This is a genomic window from Apibacter raozihei (assembly GCF_004014855.1).
GTDB classification, from domain to species: Bacteria; Bacteroidota; Bacteroidia; order Flavobacteriales; family Weeksellaceae; genus Apibacter; species Apibacter raozihei.
On sequence record NZ_CP034930.1, the window covers coordinates 583406 to 603726 of the forward strand.

The window sequence follows — 20321 nt, forward strand, 5'->3', positions numbered from 1 at the left end:
TTAATTTATGAGTATCTTTTTGCTTAATTCGCCTTCGTTGCTGAATACTTTGCTGATGTAAACGCCTTTGCGTAAGCCGCTCAAATCTACGGTATGTTCTTTGACGCTCTCGCTGATGTATTTGCTGTACACCTGGTTGCCGGCATAGTCATATAAAGCTATCTGAATCGGGGACGGGCTATTGAGTTTTACCCGGGCCGTGATTTGTGATTTATCGGAATAGTCTTTATAGTAGAACAGTAGGTTCTCATCTCTGATCTGGGCATAGGGCCCTATCAGAGCATTCTTGTGGCAGTCGGATTCCAGTACTACAGGGTGCTCTACACTGGTAAAGGACAGGTTGCTGCTTTTCGGCTCGCTCTGGGCTCCCTGGTAATTCCAGTTCAACGGACTGCTCCAGCTACTGCCATTGCTGTTCTTTACGTGATAGACCCCGCTGTTGCCTGCGCTTTGTTTTATCATAAAGAATTTAAAGGAACGAAGGTTGCTCTGGGTGTAGACGGTACTGCCATTGATGCGGTAGTATACATTATACGGCGCCTGGCGCTCGTTGTAATCTTTGTAAATCTGAAGCTTGTCGCCGGGTTTTACGTACACTCCGGCTAAGGGAGTGGTGCTTTTCTGGCGGTTGGTGATAATATAGAGGCGTCCCTGGCGGATTTCAAATCCGTTTTCGATGTAGATATTGGAAACACTCCCGCCTTCGGGATACGGGGTTAAGCCCATCTGGTACTGCTGCTCGGTAGATTTAAGGGTCGTCTCAAAAAAACCGCCGCGATTCCAGTCTATGCTCTGGTGGCTGTTGGACTGGGAGTCTGACTGATTCTCTGTGGGCAGGATATGAAACCCTCCGAGTTCCTGAAGCTTCAGCTTGTAATTGCCTGCTGCCAGACTGTCCAATTGAAGGTTTGTACCGAAAAATACTCCGCTTTTTACGACTTCGCTCGTCTGCTCGTCTACCAGCTGGTATTCGAATCCGGCATCGCCCTGACGGATTTCTACCTGAAGGCTACCGTTGGATAGGGGTTCTCCTGTTCCATCGCAACCCGGGTTTTGTTTCTCCAGGTTCGCCACTATATTGCTCTGGCGGTAACCAAAGGTGAATACATCGCTCCCATTGGTATCGGTATCGAAAAAGACGTGGTTAAATACAATCTTTTTTCTGTAGGGATCGTATTCGTCTGAGGGATAGATATCGGTGTGTTCTTTTTTGAATTCGCCGCTGCCTGAACGGTCGATGAGAATATACGACTGAGTATTGGTCGCATAATCGGAAAATGCATCGGCCTGACCGGGCATATAGGAGAGTTCTATGCGGTGGCCGGATTCTACGATACCGCCTACCCGCACGTCTTTCATCCAGACATCGCGGTTGCTCTTATGCATCAACAAGGCTGCATAAAAGGGCTTGTCCCGGTCTTCTGCTGCCAAAAATATCTGGGGAAGACTCTGACCGGATTGTGGGGTTGAATTGCCATTGGTGCTGATTATAATGCTATTCTCGGTCTTGCTGATGCGTACACGGTCGCCTGCTTTTAAGGTCAGACTCCAGGGACGGTTATATTGTACCTGGCTTTGGATCACCGGATACACCCGACCGGATTCGTCTATGAAAATGCCGTAATCGTACCCGCTGCTTATATCGGCGGTATTTCCTCCGAATTTGATGTGACTGTAGCCGGGTAGGCTGCCCAGGGTGAAGGAGATCTGGCCCTGAGTCCCTTGTAAGGGCTCCTGGGTAACGGCTTCTCCGAGGGTATTGCTCCCTGCGGCTTTATAAAACGTGGTCTTAAAGCCTTCGCTCTGAACTTCTATTTCTTTGCTGTTCCATCTCACATAGTCTTTTTGAGGGGAGGTGAAGCCTGTATTGGTCTTTATTTTCCAGTGGCGGGGCATCAGCTTCATCCCCAGGTAATCTTCCCGGGTTTCTACTGTTTTGCCCTGGGCATTGTCTCCCCATAGTACATAGTCCTGATCGTGCATGGATTCTCCTGGGAATTTTTCAATAACCAGCAGCCGGTTACGGTTCGACAGGTTATAGTTATTGGCCAGATCGTAGGAATCTCCTGCCGACTGGTAACTGAAGTAAGGGGTTTCTTCATAGGAGGTGCTCCCCTGCTTTTGGTTCAAACTGCTGGCATCGTCACGGTAAAGGCCCGTAACCCGGTGGTCGTAGGTTTTATTCTGTTCTTTGTCCCAGAGTAACTGGTTGTTACTGCCCAGCAGGGAACGCTCCAGCATAAATCCGTATTTTAAGGCCAGGTAGCTCTCGGCCTTGATCCTTTCTACGGGGGTCAGAATCCGCTCATATACTAACAGCTCCGGTATATAGGCCTCGAACTGATTCCCGTCGGTTCCGGATATGCTAAAGCCGGAACGATTATTTACATTGCGGGAGTCGAAAAAGGACCCTAGTGATAGTACGGAGTGACGGGGTTCCCCCCATATGCTGTGGTTGGGCTGGTTCGTACGGAAATACACAAACGAACGAAGTGTTCTTTCCTGGTATTTTTCCAGGGTTGGCTCCGGACTCTGACCTGCGTGGTACATCAGATCATAGCCTTCCTGGGAACCGTAATCTAATACGCCCCGGGAACTTTCGGTACTGTTGATGATTTTATCGGTGCCCAGCAATACGCCTTTTCCGGGTAAGCTGTTAAGCCCTAGCAAGTAGGCGGATCGGGTGTGTTTGTCTTTGGGCTCCCCGCGGGAGGCTATCGCGCCGATGATAGTCGCCGTGGTTAGGGGGCTGTTTTTTATCCAGATTTCTTTGCTGATATTAGTCCCGTTATTTAAACTAAGTCCCGGGTTAAAGTTGTAGTTACGTAAAAAGGTTCGGGCATCTACGAGGTATTCTGTCCCGAAACGGCCGCCTCGGGCATCGTAGTACCGTACGATGAGTGAATCTCCGGAGTAATCCTGCCACCGGTAGGTACCGTATAAATTGGCTGTGGCCGGCTCGGTCTTCATCCATAATACCGCCCCGGGTACGCCGCCGGGACTGCTCCCGGATAGTACCTGCTGCGATTGTAGCAGACTACTGAGGGTAAGGCTGAATAATAAGTAAAATTTTTTCATATAGTTAATAAATATTAATTTTTTAAGCCGACGAAGTTAAAAAAATTATCCTTATTTTCACCCTGTTTTATATCCTTATTATATATTTTATACCCTATTTTACTGCTTTTCAGGATATTTATCACTGAAAAATATTGCGTTTTTTTCTTTTACACTCCCCCTTATGATCTTTTTGATATAAAAAATAATACGGGATAAGGATTTTACCTGGATTTATCTGTTATCTCCGGATCCCCCCCCCCTACCTAACCCCTACTCAAACTCTCTCTTTTTGAAATCCTTCTTCTTTTAAATTAATCCAAAAAAAAGGAATGAATTTTGATTATTTAAAAATGTTCTAGCTACATGGACGCATCACTTTAAAAAAATTATTATCTTATAAATTCAATTAAAACATTAAAAATTTAATATATGAGCATGATTAAAGATCAGGTAGTTGTTATTACGGGAGCTAGCAGCGGATTAGGGGAAGCAACTGCTTACCATCTGTCAAAATTGGGAGCTAAAGTATTTTTAGGAGCAAGAAGAGAAGATAAATTAAAACAAGTAGTAAATAAAATTAAAGAGGCAGGAGGCGAGGCTGAATATGCTGTAACGGACGTAACTGTAAAATCAGAGGTAGAGAACTTAATACATAAAGCTGTTGAAAAATTCAGCAAGATTGACGTCATTGTTAACAACGCAGGGTTAATGGCTATAGCGCCAATGACAGAAAATAAGGTAGATGAATGGGAAAAAATGATAGATATTAATATAAAAGGAGTTTTATACGGTATTTCTTATTCGCTTCCGCATTTTTTAAAGCAAGGTCATGGCCATATTATCAATTTATCTTCAGTTGCAGGAATAAAAGTCTTTGCACCCGGCGGAACTGTTTACAGCGGAACCAAGTATGCCGTAAGAGCCATCAGCGATGGATTGAGACAGGAAATAGCCGGCAAAAACATACGGGTGACCAGCATTGAACCCGGAGCTGTAGACTCAGAGCTTAAATACGGTAGTACAGACAAGGCAAGCTCCGATTTTGTCATTGAATTTTATAAAAGTGCAATTCCGGCCGAATCGGTTGCCAAAGCTATTGCGTATGCAATAGAGCAGCCTAAGGAGGTAGGTATTAATGAAATTGTATTAAGACCTACATCCCAGGAATTTTAAACTCAAAAAGAATACATGGTGGCAAAGGAATAACTGAACATTTCTTTGCCACGGTGTAATATTTACAACCCAATTTTAATTCAATAACCAATACCGGTTAAGCCATTGAAATGTTAGTTATGATCGATAATTAAGTGTTATTGATACTAATAAGAATGATACCCTCGTCGTAAAATAGCTTATAAGTTGCCCGTTCAGTTGTTAATTAAGACAAAATATCGTCTTTATATCTACGTCAGAAAATTTCAGACTATCATTCAAACAAGGCGTTAATAACTTGTCAGAAGTTGAAAAAACATATTTGAACCTATGAACAAAAATTTAAATCAATCGCTGATAAATACGATCAAGGAATTTATCCCCGTAAATATAAATGCTGCGGATTTTTTATCAGAAATACTTGATATGGGAAAAGAATCTGCTTATCGAAGGCTTCGCGGGGAAATAAATTTTTCATTTGATGAAGTTGTACTATTATCCTCTCGTTTAGGTTTTTCCTTGGATCATTTGGTTCGTAATGAACCCAATAAAAATGCACTTTATGAACTGGATATGCTATCTGGGCATGAAGATTTATTTGATGTTTATCAACAAAGAGTGGAATTCTTTACCCGTTTTTTTAAAAATGCCTGCCAGTACCCCAATCATTTGAAGATGGCAAATAATACAATTCCGTATATATTTTCTTTGGAGTTTAAGGAATTATCCCGCCTTTATTTATATAAATGGGTATATCAGCAAAAATTACTCCCTCAGCCTTTTTCCGAATTTGAAATTCCGGAAATTATACGACAAAAAGAAGAAGAATGCTTTTATTATGTCAACCAGATTCAAAGAGTACAGATTACACTGGATGTCAATGTGTTTAAATCGGTCATACAAGATATTGTATATTTCAGCCAATTGGAACTCATTTCAAAAGATAGCTTAAACACATTAAAGAACGAACTACTCGGAATACTTGCTAAAATTGAAAACTTTGCCATTCATGGCAAAAGCAACTCTCATGAAGAAATCATGATATATCTTTCATCAATATTTCTGGATTCTACGTATTTATATTTTGAATATGGTAATAAACAATTCAGCTCAACTAAAATTTATTCTCTTTTATCCCTTAATTCTGAAGATCCTGAGGTGTGTCAAATTCACAAAAATTGGATCAACTCTCTCAAAAAATATTCTGTGCTAATCTCGCAATCCGGCGAACCTCACCGAATAAGATATTTTAACCAGCAAAAAGATTTAATTGATAAAATGTAAATTAGTGACTGGAAACAAATTTTAATCCTATGATGGATGCAATGAGAGTGCTTATAAAAAATATTCGCCAGAAAGTAACGGGTTCTTTAAATACCAGTATGCCTAACGCAACTGTACCTACAGCACCTATCCCGGTCCAGACCGCATAGGCTGTTCCCAGAGGTAACTGTTCAGTGGCTTTAATCAATAAAGACATGCTTAAAATTAAACAGATAAAAAAACATCCATACCACCAATAAACCGAACTACCCTGTGAAATCCTTGCCTGTCCCAGACTATAAGTAAATCCAACTTCAAAAAGCCCTCCTAAAACTAATAAAATCCAATTCATAAATGTAATCTTCTATTTTTTTAAAGAGCTACAAAATTCCAAAAAAATATAGATACTTCTTTTTACATTTGTTAAATAATTTAATTATTTAAATTCATTAGATTTTCATCGTATGGAATTACAGCAAGCTTTGCTTTCTATTCATCCCTTATCTGAAAACTCACTACACGAACTTATGCATTCGTGGGATTTGTCAACGTACCCTAAAGGTCATGTCTTAAGCAAACAAGATACAATTGAAAAATATATTTATATAGTTACTCGAGGCATTATAAGAGCCTACCGGATTATTAACGGCGAAGAGGTTACCTTTTGGATCGGAGAAGAAGGAAGTATCGCATGCTCAATGAGGAATTATGTTGAAAATAAACCAAGCTATGAAAATATTGAGACTCTTGAAAATTGTACACTATTCAGAATCAAGATAAGCGACCTTACTTGTTTATATGATAAAAATATTGAAATTGCTAACTGGGGCAGGAAATTTATTGAATATGAAATTATTAAAACCGAAAACAAATTAATTCACCAACTTTATCTTTCCGCAAAAGAGAGATATAATCTTCTACTCAAGGAAAGACCTCAGTTATTGCAAAGATTACCGTTAAGTATTATTGCCAGTTACCTTGGAATTACTCAAGTTTCCTTAAGCAGAATACGGGGCATGAAATAAGTTAAATTGAAAAATTTACTTTTTTACCTGGGCAATTGAAAAAATTCCTCTATAGCTTTTCGCCGATAGGTAAATATATCTTCCACCTTTTTAGATATAAACAGCTTCCCCATCCATTTTCCAAAAAATCCGTATGGAAGCTGATAATTAAGAATATCTTTCATTAAAACTCCCTGATCATTTTCTGTGAAGAAATGTTCATGATGCCATACTTTGTAAGGCCCCTGTAACTGTGTATCCACAAAATACTTCTTATTTTCCACCTGAGAGATTTCCGTTACCCAGGTCAGGGGGATTGAAAATAAAGGACTTACCGTATATTCAATAATTTGTCCGGCATACGCATCTGTTAAGTTTGGCGTTTTAATAATAAAATTCATTTCTTTGGGTGTAATTTTGCTAAGATTTACGGGTTTTGAAAAAAAATCCCAGGCATCATCTAATGATATAGGCAACTGTTGCTCCCGAATAAGTGTAACCATTTTTGTTTTAGTATTAATTAAATTCAGCTTAATAGATAACAATTGTCATACCTTAATTTTCAATTCATCCTAATTAATTTATTTTTTTTCAATTTCCTACTATTTATTTCTAATTTAAACAAATTATCAGGCATTTGTAAAAATCGAGCTCAGATTACTTTTTTCTTCAAATCAAAATCACTAAAATTGTAATCAATTGTAACTAATCATTTATGAAAGTAGTAAAATTCGGAGGAACCTCGGTAGGTTCCGGAGAGAGTATCCGTTGTATTTTAAATATTTTACAACAGAAAAATTCGTCAGGAGAAAAATTTATTGTTGTTTCTTCCGCAATGAGCGGAATAACCAATCTCTTAACGGAATTAGCTCAAACGGCATCTACGGGAAACGACTACAAATCCGGACTTACTGAAATTGAGCAAAAACACTTTGCTGTTGTTAAGGAAATGATTGAGGTTAAAAATCAAAATCCTGTTTTTACTCAGATTAAAATATTTATTAATGAGCTTGAAGATTTACTTCAGGGGGTGTATAGCTTAAGAGAGCTTAGTCTTCAAAGTAAAGATTTAATTTTAAGCTATGGAGAAAAATGTTCCACTTTTCTGCTTAGCCAGATTGCCAGACAATATTTTGCGGAAAGTATGTTTGTTGATGCTACACAGCTGATTAAAACGGACAGTAATTTTGGAAATGCAAAAGTAGACATACCGAGAACAGAGGAAATAATTCGTGAATTTGTATCGTCACATAAGGAGAAAATGCTTTTTGTGACCGGATTTATTGCCTCTAACGATGAAAACAGAACAACCACATTAGGCAGAGGCGGAAGCGATTATACAGCGGCAATTATAGGTGCGGCTGTGGAAGCGAAAGAAATTGAATTATGGTCAGACGTGGACGGTATGCTTACTGCTGATCCACGGGTGGTGAAAAAGGCCTTTTCTTTATCTGAACTTTCTTATACCGAAGCTATGGAATTATCATATTTTGGTGCCAAGGTTATTTATCCTCCTGCTATGATTCCTGCTTTTGGTAAAAAAATACCTATTCTGCTAAAAAACACATTCAATACAGAGTTTCAAGGTACCCGAGTTCAGGAATGCATAGAAAAAACACCTTATCCGATCAAGGGTATTTCCTCTATCAATGAAATAAGCCTTTTCAATATTACCGGAAGTGGCATGATAGGGAAAATTGGTTTTAGTGGTAAATTATTTTCGTTATTGGCACGTGAGCAAATTAATGTGATATTAATTACTCAATCTTCTTCAGAACATAGCATAACTTTTGCCATTGAACCTAAAGATATGGCTAAGGCACGAGCTCTTTTCCATTCAGAATTTGAACTTGAGCTGGAAACTAATAAACTGAATCCGCCTATTATAGAGGAACATCTTTCCGTATTGGCTATCGTAGGTGAAAACATGAAACAAACTCCGGGAATATCAGGAAAACTATTTCATGCCCTGGGGCGTAACGGAATCAACATTCATGCAATAGCTCAGGGATCTTCCGAATATAATATTTCTGTAATTATCAAAAGAAAAAATATTTCCAAAGCTCTTAATACCGTACACGATGCGTTTTTTAAAGAACTTACCAAGACGCTACACGTATTTAGCATTGGAACCGGAAATATCGGATCTACCTTGTTTGAACAGATTCAGAAACAAAGCTCTTTCCTGCGTGAAAATAATGATATTGAAATTAAAGTTGCCGGAATTGCCAACTCGAGAAAAATGCTTATTAATGAGGATGGTATTGAGCTGAATCAATGGAAAGATTTGCTAGATCAACAAGGTGAAACTGCCAGTCTGGAAGAATTTGTGAATAGAATTAAACTTTTAAATTTATCTAATTGTGTATTTATTGATAACACAGCCAGTCCAGTACCTGGTAAATTCTATCATCAGCTTTTTGAATCTAATGTTTCGGTCGTTACATGTAATAAAATAGCTAATTCTTCTTCATATAAAGAGTATAAATTATTGAAGGATACTGCCCGAAGACGAGGGGTAGACTTTTTCTATGAAACCAATGTAGGTGCAGGTCTTCCAATTATCAGAACGTTAAAAGATTTAATGACCAGTGGAGATAGAATTCTGAAAATTGAAGCTATCCTGAGTGGTACAATTTCTTATATATTTAATAACTTTACCGGTGATGCCTCATTTTACGATGTGGTTAAAAAAGCTCAGGAACTTGGTTTCACAGAACCGGATCCCCGAGATGATTTAAGCGGTAAAGACTTTATGAGAAAAGTCATGATCCTTGCACGAGATGCAGGACACACAACCGAAGAAAAAGATGTAAAACTGGGTGCTATTCTTCCTGAAAGCTGCATTGCTGCTTCTTCGGTGGATGCTTTTTATGAAGAATTAAAAAATTCTGATGCGTATTTTAATGATTTAAAAGAAAAAGCCCGTAAAGAAAATAAAGTTTTACGATATATAGGCAAACTGGAGGATGGAAAAGCTTCAGTAAATCTGGAAATGGTAGACAGTTCGCATCCTTTTTATAATTTGTCCGGAAGCGATAATATTATCTCTTTTACTACGGAAAGATATAAATTCAACCCTCTGGTTGTCAAAGGTCCGGGAGCAGGAGCTGAAGTAACTGCAGCCGGTGTATTTGCTGATCTGATTAACGTGGGTGCAAGCTAAACGTAATTAAAATTACAAGTAGATTTCTACTTCTTTTATTATAAAAAAAAGAATAGATAAAATATCCACAAACTGTTTATTTCATCTATTCTTTTTTATTTTTAATTAGTTGACTGAATACGAGATTATCACCGGTAGTCGTTAATTGCATATATTTACCTAAATTTGCAAAAAAATTATCCTGAGAATTATTATTTAATGAAAGAAAAGAACAGCATACATGTATTTGCTCCTGCTACTTCTGCAAATTTTATTTGTGGATATGATATTTTAGGCTTAGCTCTGGATGAACCCGGAGATGAAGTAATTCTTAAAAAGGTAGATCGTCCGGGAGTTACTATAACTAAAATTACTGGTGATAATGGTCTTCTACCCTTAGATTCTACGAAAAATACGGTAGGAGCCTGTGTACAAATGATTCTGGATCATTTACAGCGTAACGACATTGGAATCGAAATTGAACTGCATAAAAAAATGCCTATCGGTAGTGGATTAGGTTCCAGTGCGGCTAGTACGATAGCGGGATTATTCGCTATAAATCAACTGCTCGGAGAGCCCTTATCCAGAAAAGAATTACTACCTTTTGCCCTAAGGGGTGAAGAGCTCGCTTGCGGGCATGGTCATGCGGATAATGTAGCCCCTTCTTTATTAGGAGGAATTACTTTAATACGAAGCTATCAGCCTCTGGATGTTATTAACCTGCCTGTGCCTTCTGAACTTTGCTGTTCTGTTATTTTCCCTCATGTTGAAGTTCCGACCCGGGCAGCACGACAAATCCTGAGAACACAGGTTGAACTGAAAAAAGCAGCACAACAATGGGGAAATATCGCCGGACTGGTTTCCGGATTGTTTTCCAATGATTATGATTTAATCTCCAGAAGTTTACAGGATGATCTTATTGAACCTGCCCGCTCAATCTTAATCCCTGAATTTGACGCTATGCGACAAATTACTAGGGAAGCAGGAGCTCTGGGATTTGGAATTTCAGGTTCTGGTCCTTCAGTAGTTTCTTTTACTAAAGGCCTTGACAAGGCTAAGGAAATTACTGAAATTCTGAAAGAGCATTTAAAAAGCAAACATATTGGTAGCAACGGTTATTCTTCTACTGTAAATACCCGGGGAGCTGTCGTTATTTCTTAATTATATTCATTTAAATCTTTACCTATGAAATTGTACAGTACTAACAATAAAGATCTTAGAGTTTCCTTTAAAGAAGCTGTTTTTAATAGTTTTCCTGCGGATAAAGGATTGTATATGCCGGTCGAAATACCGAAATTCCGTCCAGAATTTATCCAATCTATTACTGATTATACGTTTTCTGAAATAGCCTTTGAAGTTGCCTCTACTTTATTGGGGGATGATATACCCAAAGATGATTTACATCACTTGATTACCGAAGCTATTAATTTTGATGCCCCTGTAGTACCTTTATCTGATCAAATGGGGGTTCTTGAACTCTTCCATGGTCCTTCTCTTGCTTTTAAAGATTTCGGAGCTCGCTTTATGAGCAGAATCATGGCATATCTCTCCAATGCAAACGAAAAAACACTGGATATTCTGGTAGCTACTTCCGGAGATACCGGTGGGGCGGTAGCACTTGGATTTTTAGGAGTAAAGGGTACAAGAGTAACCATTCTTTATCCTAAGGGCAAGGTGAGCGAAATACAGAAACTGCAATTAACAACTAACGGGCAAAATATACGGGCAATTGAGGTTGACGGAACTTTTGATGATTGTCAGGCACTGGTTAAAGAGGCATTTAATGATTCAGAGCTGAATGAACGTTTTAAACTTACTTCTGCAAATTCAATTAATATATCCCGATTAATTCCTCAAACTTTTTACTATGTTTATGCATATGCTCAAGCATTAAAAAACAATAAAAAAAATATACGTTTTGTGGTTCCTAGTGGTAATTTTGGTAACATAGGAGCTGGTTTACTCGCCTATAAAATGGGTCTTCCTGTTCAACAATTTATCGCTGCTACCAACGTTAACGACACGGTTCCGCGTTTTATGAATAACGGGGTTTATGAGCCACATCCTTCCCTGCAAACTCTTTCGAATGCTATGGACGTTGGAAATCCCAGCAACTGGGTACGAATCATGGATATGTTTGATCAGGATTTGACATCTATGAAAAAAATGATTTCTGCCTGTTCATTTACTGATGAGGATACACTTACGGGTATTCAAGAACTGTTTGATACGTATTCTTATATTGCTTGTCCACATACGGCAGTAGCTTATCTGGCTGCAAAACAAATCGTAAGTCCTGACGTTTATACTATATTTTTATCTACGGCACATCCATGTAAATTTATAGATGTGTATACTCAAGAGCTTAAAGATAGAATACTCATACCGGAACAGGTTAAACAACTGGAACAAAAAAATAGTACTGCGCATTCTATGAAAAATACGTATGCCGATTTTAAAGATTTTTTATTAAGCAATTAAAATTTTTATTTATAATAAAACTGGCCGGATAATATTTCCGGCCTTTTCTATATACTTTTAAAAAATTTTAATTTATAAATTCTTTAATTACTTCCCCCAGAATAGTTAATCCTTTTTTTATTCTGTCTTCCGGCATGTTGGAAAAATTAATCCTTAAAGTGTTTTCTTTTTGAGTATTCGGAAAAAACGCTCCTCCTGGAACAAAGGCAAGCTTTTTTTCAATGCATTTTTTCAGTACTTCTTTAGCATCAATATCTTTGGGTAGTTCAATCCATAAAAATAAACCTCCGGATGGTTTCGTAAAAGAAACACCTTCTGGAAAAGATTCCTCCATAATCTGTATAGCTAAATCTCTTCTCTTTCTATATAGATCTTTAATTTTTTCTATATGCTGATCTATATTATACGTTTGTAAATATTTGTAAATCTGCATCTGAGCAAAGGTATTACATTGCAGGTCTGCTCCTTGTTTGACTAAAACATATTTTTTTATAATTTCGTGATTTCCTGCTATCCAGGCAATACGGAATCCGGGACAAAATATTTTTGAGAAAGTTCCTGTACAAAGAACATTATTATCCAAATCAAATGATTTTACGGAAGGAAAAGATTCTCCTTCAAACCTTAGTTCTCCATAAGGATTATCTTCTATAACCATGACTCCGTATTTTTCTGCATATTCAGCCAGCTTCTTTCTTTTTTCCTGACTCCAGGTTTTCCCTGTTGGATTTTGAAAGTCCGGAATGATATAAATAATTTTAACGTTTTGAGTATTTTGCAATATTCTTTCCAAATCTTCCATAATCATTCCCTGCTCATCTGTTTCAACCTCTTCAAAAATACAACCGTATGCTTTAAAGGCACTGATTGCTGCCAGATAGGTAGGACTTTCACAGACTACTACATCACCTTCATCTAAAAAAACTTTTCCAGTGAGATCCAATGCTTGCTGCGAACCATGAGTAATGAGAATGTTATCTGCATCGAAAGAGGTATTTAACTTATGATTCATACGACTGGCTATCCATTCTCTCAAGGGCTTATAGCCTTCTGTTGTTGAATATTGCAATGCTTTAGAACCGGATTCTTCTAAAACAATTCGACTTACCTCCATAATTTCTTGTACCGGAAATAATTCCGGAGCAGGTAGTCCTCCGGCAAAAGAAATAATTTCCGGATTCTCAGTTATTTTTAATATTTCACGAATTTCTGATGCTTTTAGATTCAGAACACGCTTCGCATATTTAGGAGCCATATCTGTTATATAATAGATTACATATGTAAAATTACAATTATTATCTTATTATTTTCAATTTCTATTTATACACAGTCCATATTTAAAAATCAATTATTCTTTAATAATAGAGATGTACTGGCTGTTTGTATTTATCATATGCTGCCAAAACTCTTTAAGAATACTATAATAATCAGCAGATAAAAAATACTGGTTAATTTCCAGCTCTGTTTTCAATTCTATCTGGTTTCCTAAATCTTTAATTATATATGTATAACTCCCTAAATTTTCTTCAAGTATAAATTTGTGAGACTTAGGTAATGCATCTACCTTATACCCTTTAGGCAGTGTAATTGTAACATTTTTAGTCTGCTTGAATGCAGAGCCCAGTTCAATAGGATAAGATCTGGTTTCTGATTTGAATATCTGCTCTTTATCCTGCAAAAAAATCAATGGATTAAAAATTATCTTTTCCCCTATTCTTTCAGCTCCTGATACTGAACTAAAATTAAAAGAATATCGGAAAGAATTTTTACCCGAAGCTATTTCCAGTTTATCCATTGATAAATTATAATTTTTTTTTAGATTACTTTGAAATTCAGATTGATTATTATTATATGCTTCATTATCGGTCATACTTAAATAATGTGTATTCCTTTTAGCTAGAGTACCAGCAAATTCGAAATCGTCTTTGATTTCATATTTAAGCATATAAGCACTTGTACTTTTAATTTTATTGGATAAATTTACAATGTGTACGTTGTCTTTTTTTATGTAAATTCCTCTATGATTTAACGCTCGTTTAGGTATTAAATTTAAAGAACTATATTTACTGGTGGCATCTAAAAGCTGTAATTGTTGATTATCGTAATAGCCTGCAATAACATAATTTAATTTTTGCAGAGAAGGAAATGAATAATTTAACATACCGTTTGAAACGGTACTTAAAACTACTGGATTTGCATCTATACCCGCTTCTCTGAGCATTGCCACAAGTAACAAATTTAAATCGGCTGAATTACCTGTTTTTTCCTTAACCGTTTTGTTTATGTTCTGGTTTGACATAATGCTGTTATATTCATTCCACACATAATTTTCCTGTATATAAGTAAGTATGGCTTTTGCTTTTTCTTCATTTGTTTGTTTTCCTTCTAAAATAGTCTGCAAAATATTTTGAAAATGACGAGTGGATATGTATAAATTAAAATTATCATTTTTAAGGAGTGTCTTTCCAATTTCTTCCCAGGTGGTAGCAAAACTTTTAGGGGTTTTACCTTCATATTGTATTTTAACTAACTCATATCGAACAGAAGTTCTGATGTTGTTATAATTTAGTACAAAAGGCTCTTCCTGATACGATTTAACTTCTTTTAAATTTAAATTATAAATGGATATCGGATATCCATTGGGTGATTGTTGAGATTCTGTTTTTATATCTAATTTATGAATATTTTCACCTCTTAAATCCGGTACATAATAAAAGGCCTGGGGAATTCTAACCTGATAATTGATTTCCCGAAGTGGTATTTTATAGTTAAAATACTGTTCGGGAATTTCAAAAATAAATGGAGAATGCAACGTATATTTATATTCCAGTATTGATCCATTCCGAACATCGGGAAACGTAAACTTATAAAAATTCAAATATTTATGTTTTTCTTCTGTAAAAGTTTGACTCGATTTGATTTTTGTCTCTACGATTTTTCCATCAATTAAATTATATGTTGAAGCTTTAAATCCTGAAATATCTTCTTGCTTATTTACCTGTTTGTGCAGTGGGATCTGATAGGTAAGATAATTTTCTGCCAAGTCCTTATTATAAATCTTAAGCCTTTCTGTTACCTGAATTTCCATTTTACCTGAAATATCAACCTCTATATATACGTCTCTGTATATGATTTCTGCTGGTGCTTCTGTTTCTATTTTTGATTCTTGTTCTTCGATGTCCTGAATTGATATTTTTCCAAATGTATATTTCTGTGAATACATTAATGAAGTAAGGCAGGCAATAAACAAAATAGTTAGTGTGTTTTTCATGATTTTTTAATTATATTTACTTTTGACTGGTCATGTTTAAGTATTGTATTTCTAAATTTGACATATTCATTAAATTTATCTTTATTATATCTTCCTTTATTAATGTATAGTTTCCTTGTTACTTTTAAAATATCGTTTTCCAGATGAAAATTTAAGCTATAAAACCCAAACTCTGATACTGCAAGTATATTTCCCGGTACTGTAGTGAAAGTATATCCCTGCGGAGGTGTAAAGGAATAAGAATGTTCATCCTTGTATCCAAAACTTATTTCCAATGGTAATTTTCTGTTATTGTCTTTTTGATAATTCGATTTTACGGGTTTAAACGGAACAGCGTCAAAATAAATCTCATTACCAATTATTTTAGCATAATTGTTTATTTCCAATTCCAATTCTGTAGTTAGTAAACCTTTATCTCTATCATTATTTACCGTACAACGTTTATAATTTTTGATATTTAATTCAGAGAAAAAATCTTTATAATATTCCTGTAACTTTTGAGATTTTAAACTTGTAAAAAATAAATTATTAGAATATTGTAATCCTTTATAAATAATACTTCCATTTAAAGCAGCATTCCCATTTTTTTCTATATTGATTGAAAAGTTTATATTTTCAGTATTGTCAATTGAATTGTATTTTTTACTGTTGATTATTTTAGCTCCTTCTTCTGAGACAACTAATGCATTTCTATTTGCTGTTGAGCTGGTCAGATGATTAAATGCTAGGTTCTGTGAAGTATTTTCTAACCAAATGGTATCATTTTTTACAGGTATCGATAAAATTACATGATTACCTGCCATTTTAGGAAAATCTTTATCAAAATTACGCTCCGAATCTCCTGAATAAATAATTGTATAATAAGCCTTAATTCCTATTTCATGTAAAATACTTTGCATATAATTTGTAAGTCCTTTACAATCACCATAGCCTTTCATATATACTTCGGTAGCATTCATCGGTTGCCAGCCTCCGATTCCTATAGATACATTTACATAACGTGTACGATCCTGCATAAATTGATAAAGTGCTTTAATTTTATCTTTATCACTGCTTTGATTATTGATTAAACCTCTTACTTCTTTTTTTACTTGTTCTGAAAGTTGTTGCCTTGGACGTAATAGATCGGAATACATCCATTTTCCAAATTCATCCCAACTTGAAAAACCTCCCTCTCTACCTGCTAAACTAAATTCTGAAAGAGAAAAAGATACTTTGGGTGTTAAAATATCTAAAGATGGTGCTAAGGACTCATGAGTAAATGAAGGTATATTATTTACAAAATATTTACAGCCGGTTTCTGTTTTTTCTTCATTAATTTCATATAAATCAGAAGTATACTTTTTAAAACGTAGCGCTATACCCGATGTATTTAACACGGTATACGATGAGTTTTCAACGGAAACGTTGAAAGTTGATAAGGGGACATAATCTTTTATAAAAACTGTGTTTGAGCTTTCTTTGGTTGTAGAAATTTCAACGGTATAAGGATAAGAGACAGGATAGTACTTGTAATATAAGTATCTATCATCTGTATATAAGCTATTCCCATCACTAGAACTTATATCCAGAAAATCAGACCGTTTTAAAGTTTTAATTTTTTTCCCGTCTTTGTCATAGATTATAATTTGTAGTTTCTTTATTTTAGTATGTGCATCGTAAGGAAAATATAGGTTTGAAAATTCATCTTTGCTTTTATTCAGAACTGTAACACTTATTTCTTCTGAAATCTCCATTTTCTTACGAGATAATATTTTTACTATAGTTTCATCATTTCTTATAACCGCAGAGGAAGTAAGCAAAAAATCTTTATTAATATTGGAAACCGGAAATTTTTGTGAATATAAATAATACGGAATAGATAAAGTTATTATATATAAATATATAATTTTTATGGCTGTGTTCATATGAAAGGCAGTTTTACTTACAAAAATATGAATTTCTTTACATTAACAAACTATGATTAATTTCTTACGTCAAACTATTGATAGATTCCCGCTATTTAAAAAATCATTCTTATCTTTGCATACAGAAAATTTGTTAGTATAATACATATATTCTGTACATTTTTAAAATCTATTTTTATCTTCGGTTTTTAGATAAAACAAAGTCTTATGGAATTATAAACACTAATTTTTTTCTGGATTTAAATAGATAATTATTCCTTTACAATATCATGAAATACAAACGTATATTACTGAAACTAAGCGGAGAAGCTCTAATGGGTGAGCAACAATATGGAATTGATTCCAAAATTCTTCAAAATTATTCTCATCAAATTAAAGAAATATCCGAACTAGGTGTTGAAGTTGCTATCGTTATTGGCGGAGGTAACATATTTCGCGGAATGACCGGTGCAGCTACGGGCATTGACAGGGTTCAGGGAGATTATATGGGAATGCTGGCAACTGTTATCAACGGGATGGCTTTACAAAGCGCTCTGGAATCAACAGGTGTTAAAACCCGACTTCAAACTTCCATACGAATGGAGCAGGTTGCAGAACCTTTCATTAAAAGAAAAGCGGAACGCCACTTGGAAAAAGGAAGAGTAGTCATTTTTGGAGCTGGAACCGGTAATCCTTATTTTACAACGGATACAGCAGCTACTTTAAAAGCTATAGAAATTAATGCTGATGTTATTTTGAAAGGAACCCGTGTAGATGGTATTTATAACACTGATCCGGAGAAAGATGAAAATGCTGTGAAATTTAATAGTATATCTTTTGAAGAAGTATATGAAAAAGGATTGAAAATTATGGATATGACAGCTTTTACTTTAAGTCAGGAAAATAAAATTCCAATCATTGTTTTCGATATGAATAAAGATGGCAACCTGAAAAAAATTGTGGAAGGAAAAGAAGTAGGAACTTTAGTTACTATTTAACTAATTAATATTTTATATTTGCAGGGCGATCTTATTTTTAAATAAATCATGGAAGAATTACAGTTAATCATTGATACTACTCAAGAAAGCATGGATGCATCTATCAAGCATCTGGAAATTGCTTTCAACAAAATACGTGCAGGAAGAGCAAACCCTGCCATGCTACAATCTATTTTAGTGGACTACTATGGGGCTCCTACTCCATTGTCTCAAGTGGCAAATATTTCTGTACCTGACGGAATGACTTTAAGCATACAACCTTGGGAAAAATCTACATTAGGAGCTATTGAAAAAGCCATTTTTCAAGCCAATTTAGGTTTCACTCCTAATAATAATGGGGAAACCATTATTATCACCATACCTCCGTTAACAGAGGAAAGAAGAAGAGATTTGGTTAAACAAGCTAAATCTGAATCTGAAAATTCCAAAATCGGTATACGAAAAGCCAGACAGGAAGCCAATGCTGATATTAAAAAACTGGAAAATATTTCCGATGATCAAAAAAAGGACTCTGAAGAACAAATCCAGATTTTAACCGATAAGTATGTGAAATTAACAGATGAATATCTGGTAAAAAAAGAAAAAGAAATAATGACGGTTTAATATTTTTTAAAAATTATTATCTTTAAAAAGCCGTTTATTTAGTAATCGGCTTTTTTATTTTTTTAAATTAAATCATAACAAAAAAATGTCAAAAAAAGTAACTATTATAGGATTAGGATTAATTGGAGGTTCCATAGCTCTGGATCTAAAAAAGTGCGGTTTTGCTCATCAGATTATTGGTGTGGATAAGTCTAAAAAACATGAACATGAAGCTATTGAGTTAGGTATTGCGGATAAAATATTACCCATGAAAGAGGCTATTGAAAATTCTGACCTGATAATTTTAGCTGCTCCGGTTGATGCCAGTCTTAAGCTACTTCCTAAGATTTTAGATATTATCCCATCCAATGTGTATGTAATGGATGTTGGATCTACCAAGTCTTCTTTAATTGATGCGGTTAGAGATCACCCTAATCGTAAATCGTATGTTCCTTCCCATCCTATGGCTGGTACGGAATACAGCGGACCATCAGCAGCATTTCACAATCTTTTTAAAGATCGTGTTGCTATTATCTGTAACTCTGAAGAATCTCATCCTAAAGCAGTTAATCTAGTTTCTGAAGTTTATTTTCATCTGGGCTCCCGTTTAATTTTGATGGATTCTGAATCTCATGATGAACATGTAGGATACGTATCTCACCTATCTCATGCAATTTCTTATGCTTTAGCTGTAGCCGTTCTTGAAAAGGAAAAAGATGACGCAGCCATCTTCAACCTCGCAGCAGGAGGTTTTTCCTCAACTGTACGTTTGGCTAAAAGTTCCGTTGATATGTGGTTACCCATCTTTGAACAAAATTCTAAATATGTTCTTCCTATTCTGGATACCTATCTTCAGAAACTAAATCAATTCAGATCTTATCTGAAAAATGGAGAAACAGAAAAATTATCCGGTTTTATTAAGGAGGCTAATCGTATAAAATCGAAACTCGAAAAAAAATAGATATTTTATTTAGTCATCGAAATCATTAGGATATCTTCTTTTCACTTTTTCAACAGCTTGCAAAACTTTAATTTCATTAATCTTTTGAAATTCCATTAGTTTTTTTGATATTTCATCGGAAAAAGGAGAGAGGATTCTTGCAGCTAATATTCCTGCATTTTTTGATGCATTTAATGCAACGGTTGCTACAGGAATACCATTAGGCATTTGAAGGATAGAGAGTATAGAATCCCATCCGTCTATGGAATTAGATGATTTAACAGGTACTCCTATAACGGGTAATGTTGTCTGCGAAGCTACCATGCCTGGTAAATGAGCGGCTCCTCCAGCGCCAGCAATGATAACCTTTAATCCTCTTTGATAAGCAGTTTTTGCATATTCTGCCATCCGGTCAGGAGTGCGATGTGCTGAAACGATAGTTAGTTCATAAGGAATTCCTAATTCTTTTAATATTTCAGTGGCGGGTTCCATAACCGGAAGATCACTATCACTTCCCATAATTATACCAACTATTGCTG

Annotated in this window: 16 protein-coding genes; 9 read left to right on the forward strand and 7 right to left on the reverse strand. The window is 35.6% G+C overall.

Annotated elements, in window-relative coordinates:
* The gene (locus tag EOV51_RS02600) at positions 1 to 3078 is read right to left on the reverse strand and encodes a T9SS type A sorting domain-containing protein (protein WP_128149108.1); all 3078 of its coding nucleotides are present in this window, start codon (positions 3076 to 3078) and stop codon (positions 1 to 3) included.
* A gap of 411 nt (positions 3079 to 3489) precedes the next feature.
* Between EOV51_RS02600 and EOV51_RS02605 the strand changes: the two genes are divergently transcribed.
* Positions 3490 to 4233, forward strand: coding sequence for an SDR family oxidoreductase (locus EOV51_RS02605; protein ID WP_128149571.1), 744 nt, complete (start codon positions 3490 to 3492; stop codon positions 4231 to 4233).
* Positions 4234 to 4542: 309 nt separating this feature from the next.
* On the forward strand, positions 4543 to 5496 hold the full coding sequence (locus EOV51_RS02610; protein ID WP_128149573.1) for a hypothetical protein: 954 nt from the start codon (positions 4543 to 4545) through the stop codon (positions 5494 to 5496).
* 1 nt (position 5497) lies between these two features.
* Here the strand turns inward: EOV51_RS02610 and EOV51_RS02615 are convergent, their stop codons facing one another.
* Positions 5498 to 5827 carry a DMT family transporter gene (locus tag EOV51_RS02615; protein WP_128149575.1) on the reverse strand — a complete coding sequence of 110 codons (330 nt, stop codon included), beginning with the start codon at positions 5825 to 5827 and terminating at the stop codon, positions 5498 to 5500.
* A gap of 112 nt (positions 5828 to 5939) precedes the next feature.
* Between EOV51_RS02615 and EOV51_RS02620 the strand changes: the two genes are divergently transcribed.
* The gene (locus EOV51_RS02620; RefSeq protein WP_128149577.1) at positions 5940 to 6500 is read left to right on the forward strand and encodes a Crp/Fnr family transcriptional regulator; all 561 of its coding nucleotides are present in this window, start codon (positions 5940 to 5942) and stop codon (positions 6498 to 6500) included.
* A gap of 23 nt (positions 6501 to 6523) precedes the next feature.
* Here EOV51_RS02620 and EOV51_RS02625 read toward each other — a convergent pair whose 3' ends face one another.
* Entirely contained in the window at positions 6524 to 6982 is a 459-nt protein-coding gene (locus EOV51_RS02625; RefSeq protein WP_128149579.1) for an SRPBCC family protein, read from the reverse strand.
* Between the two features lie 212 nt (positions 6983 to 7194).
* On the opposite strand from EOV51_RS02625, the gene thrA reads away from it, so the two are divergent.
* The 3 genes from thrA (at position 7195) to thrC (ending at position 12105) form a co-directional block, all read left to right on the forward strand.
* Positions 7195 to 9645, forward strand: coding sequence for a bifunctional aspartate kinase/homoserine dehydrogenase I (gene thrA / locus EOV51_RS02630; protein WP_128149581.1), 2451 nt, complete (start codon positions 7195 to 7197; stop codon positions 9643 to 9645).
* Between the two features lie 198 nt (positions 9646 to 9843).
* A complete protein-coding gene (locus EOV51_RS02635) occupies positions 9844 to 10785 on the forward strand; it encodes a homoserine kinase (protein ID WP_128149583.1) in 942 nt (313 codons plus the stop codon).
* 24 nt (positions 10786 to 10809) lie between these two features.
* Positions 10810 to 12105: a threonine synthase gene (gene thrC / locus EOV51_RS02640; protein ID WP_128149585.1), complete on the forward strand. Its 1296-nt coding sequence runs from the start codon at positions 10810 to 10812 to the stop codon at positions 12103 to 12105.
* A gap of 67 nt (positions 12106 to 12172) precedes the next feature.
* Here the strand turns inward: thrC and EOV51_RS02645 are convergent, their stop codons facing one another.
* The 3 genes from EOV51_RS02645 to EOV51_RS02655 all read right to left on the reverse strand — a co-directional run bounded on the left by EOV51_RS02645 (position 12173) and on the right by EOV51_RS02655 (position 17283).
* On the reverse strand, positions 12173 to 13360 hold the full coding sequence (locus EOV51_RS02645) for an aminotransferase-like domain-containing protein (RefSeq protein ID WP_128149587.1): 1188 nt from the start codon (positions 13358 to 13360) through the stop codon (positions 12173 to 12175).
* Between the two features lie 93 nt (positions 13361 to 13453).
* Complete coding sequence (locus EOV51_RS02650; protein WP_128149589.1) at positions 13454 to 15376, reverse strand: transglutaminase domain-containing protein; 1923 nt, start codon at positions 15374 to 15376, stop codon at positions 13454 to 13456.
* Positions 15373 to 17283, reverse strand: coding sequence for a DUF3857 domain-containing protein (locus EOV51_RS02655; protein ID WP_128149591.1), 1911 nt, complete (start codon positions 17281 to 17283; stop codon positions 15373 to 15375). Before EOV51_RS02655 ends, EOV51_RS02650 begins: the two co-directional genes overlap by 4 nt.
* Positions 17284 to 17552: 269 nt before the next feature.
* Here EOV51_RS02655 and pyrH point away from each other — a divergent pair, with 269 nt between their 5' ends.
* From pyrH to EOV51_RS02670, 3 genes are all read left to right on the forward strand, one after another.
* Complete coding sequence (gene pyrH, locus EOV51_RS02660; RefSeq protein ID WP_128149593.1) at positions 17553 to 18260, forward strand: UMP kinase; 708 nt, start codon at positions 17553 to 17555, stop codon at positions 18258 to 18260.
* Between the two features lie 48 nt (positions 18261 to 18308).
* The gene (frr, locus tag EOV51_RS02665) at positions 18309 to 18863 is read left to right on the forward strand and encodes a ribosome recycling factor (protein ID WP_128149595.1); all 555 of its coding nucleotides are present in this window, start codon (positions 18309 to 18311) and stop codon (positions 18861 to 18863) included.
* An 85-nt stretch (positions 18864 to 18948) separates the two neighbouring features.
* Positions 18949 to 19803, forward strand: a complete 855-nt coding sequence (locus tag EOV51_RS02670; RefSeq protein ID WP_128149597.1) for a prephenate dehydrogenase — start codon at positions 18949 to 18951, stop codon at positions 19801 to 19803.
* Positions 19804 to 19812: 9 nt separating this feature from the next.
* On the opposite strand, the gene purE is transcribed toward EOV51_RS02670, so the two are convergent.
* On the reverse strand, positions 19813 to 20316 hold the full coding sequence (gene purE, locus EOV51_RS02675) for a 5-(carboxyamino)imidazole ribonucleotide mutase (protein ID WP_128153281.1): 504 nt from the start codon (positions 20314 to 20316) through the stop codon (positions 19813 to 19815).
* Positions 20317 to 20321: the final 5 nt, after the last annotated feature.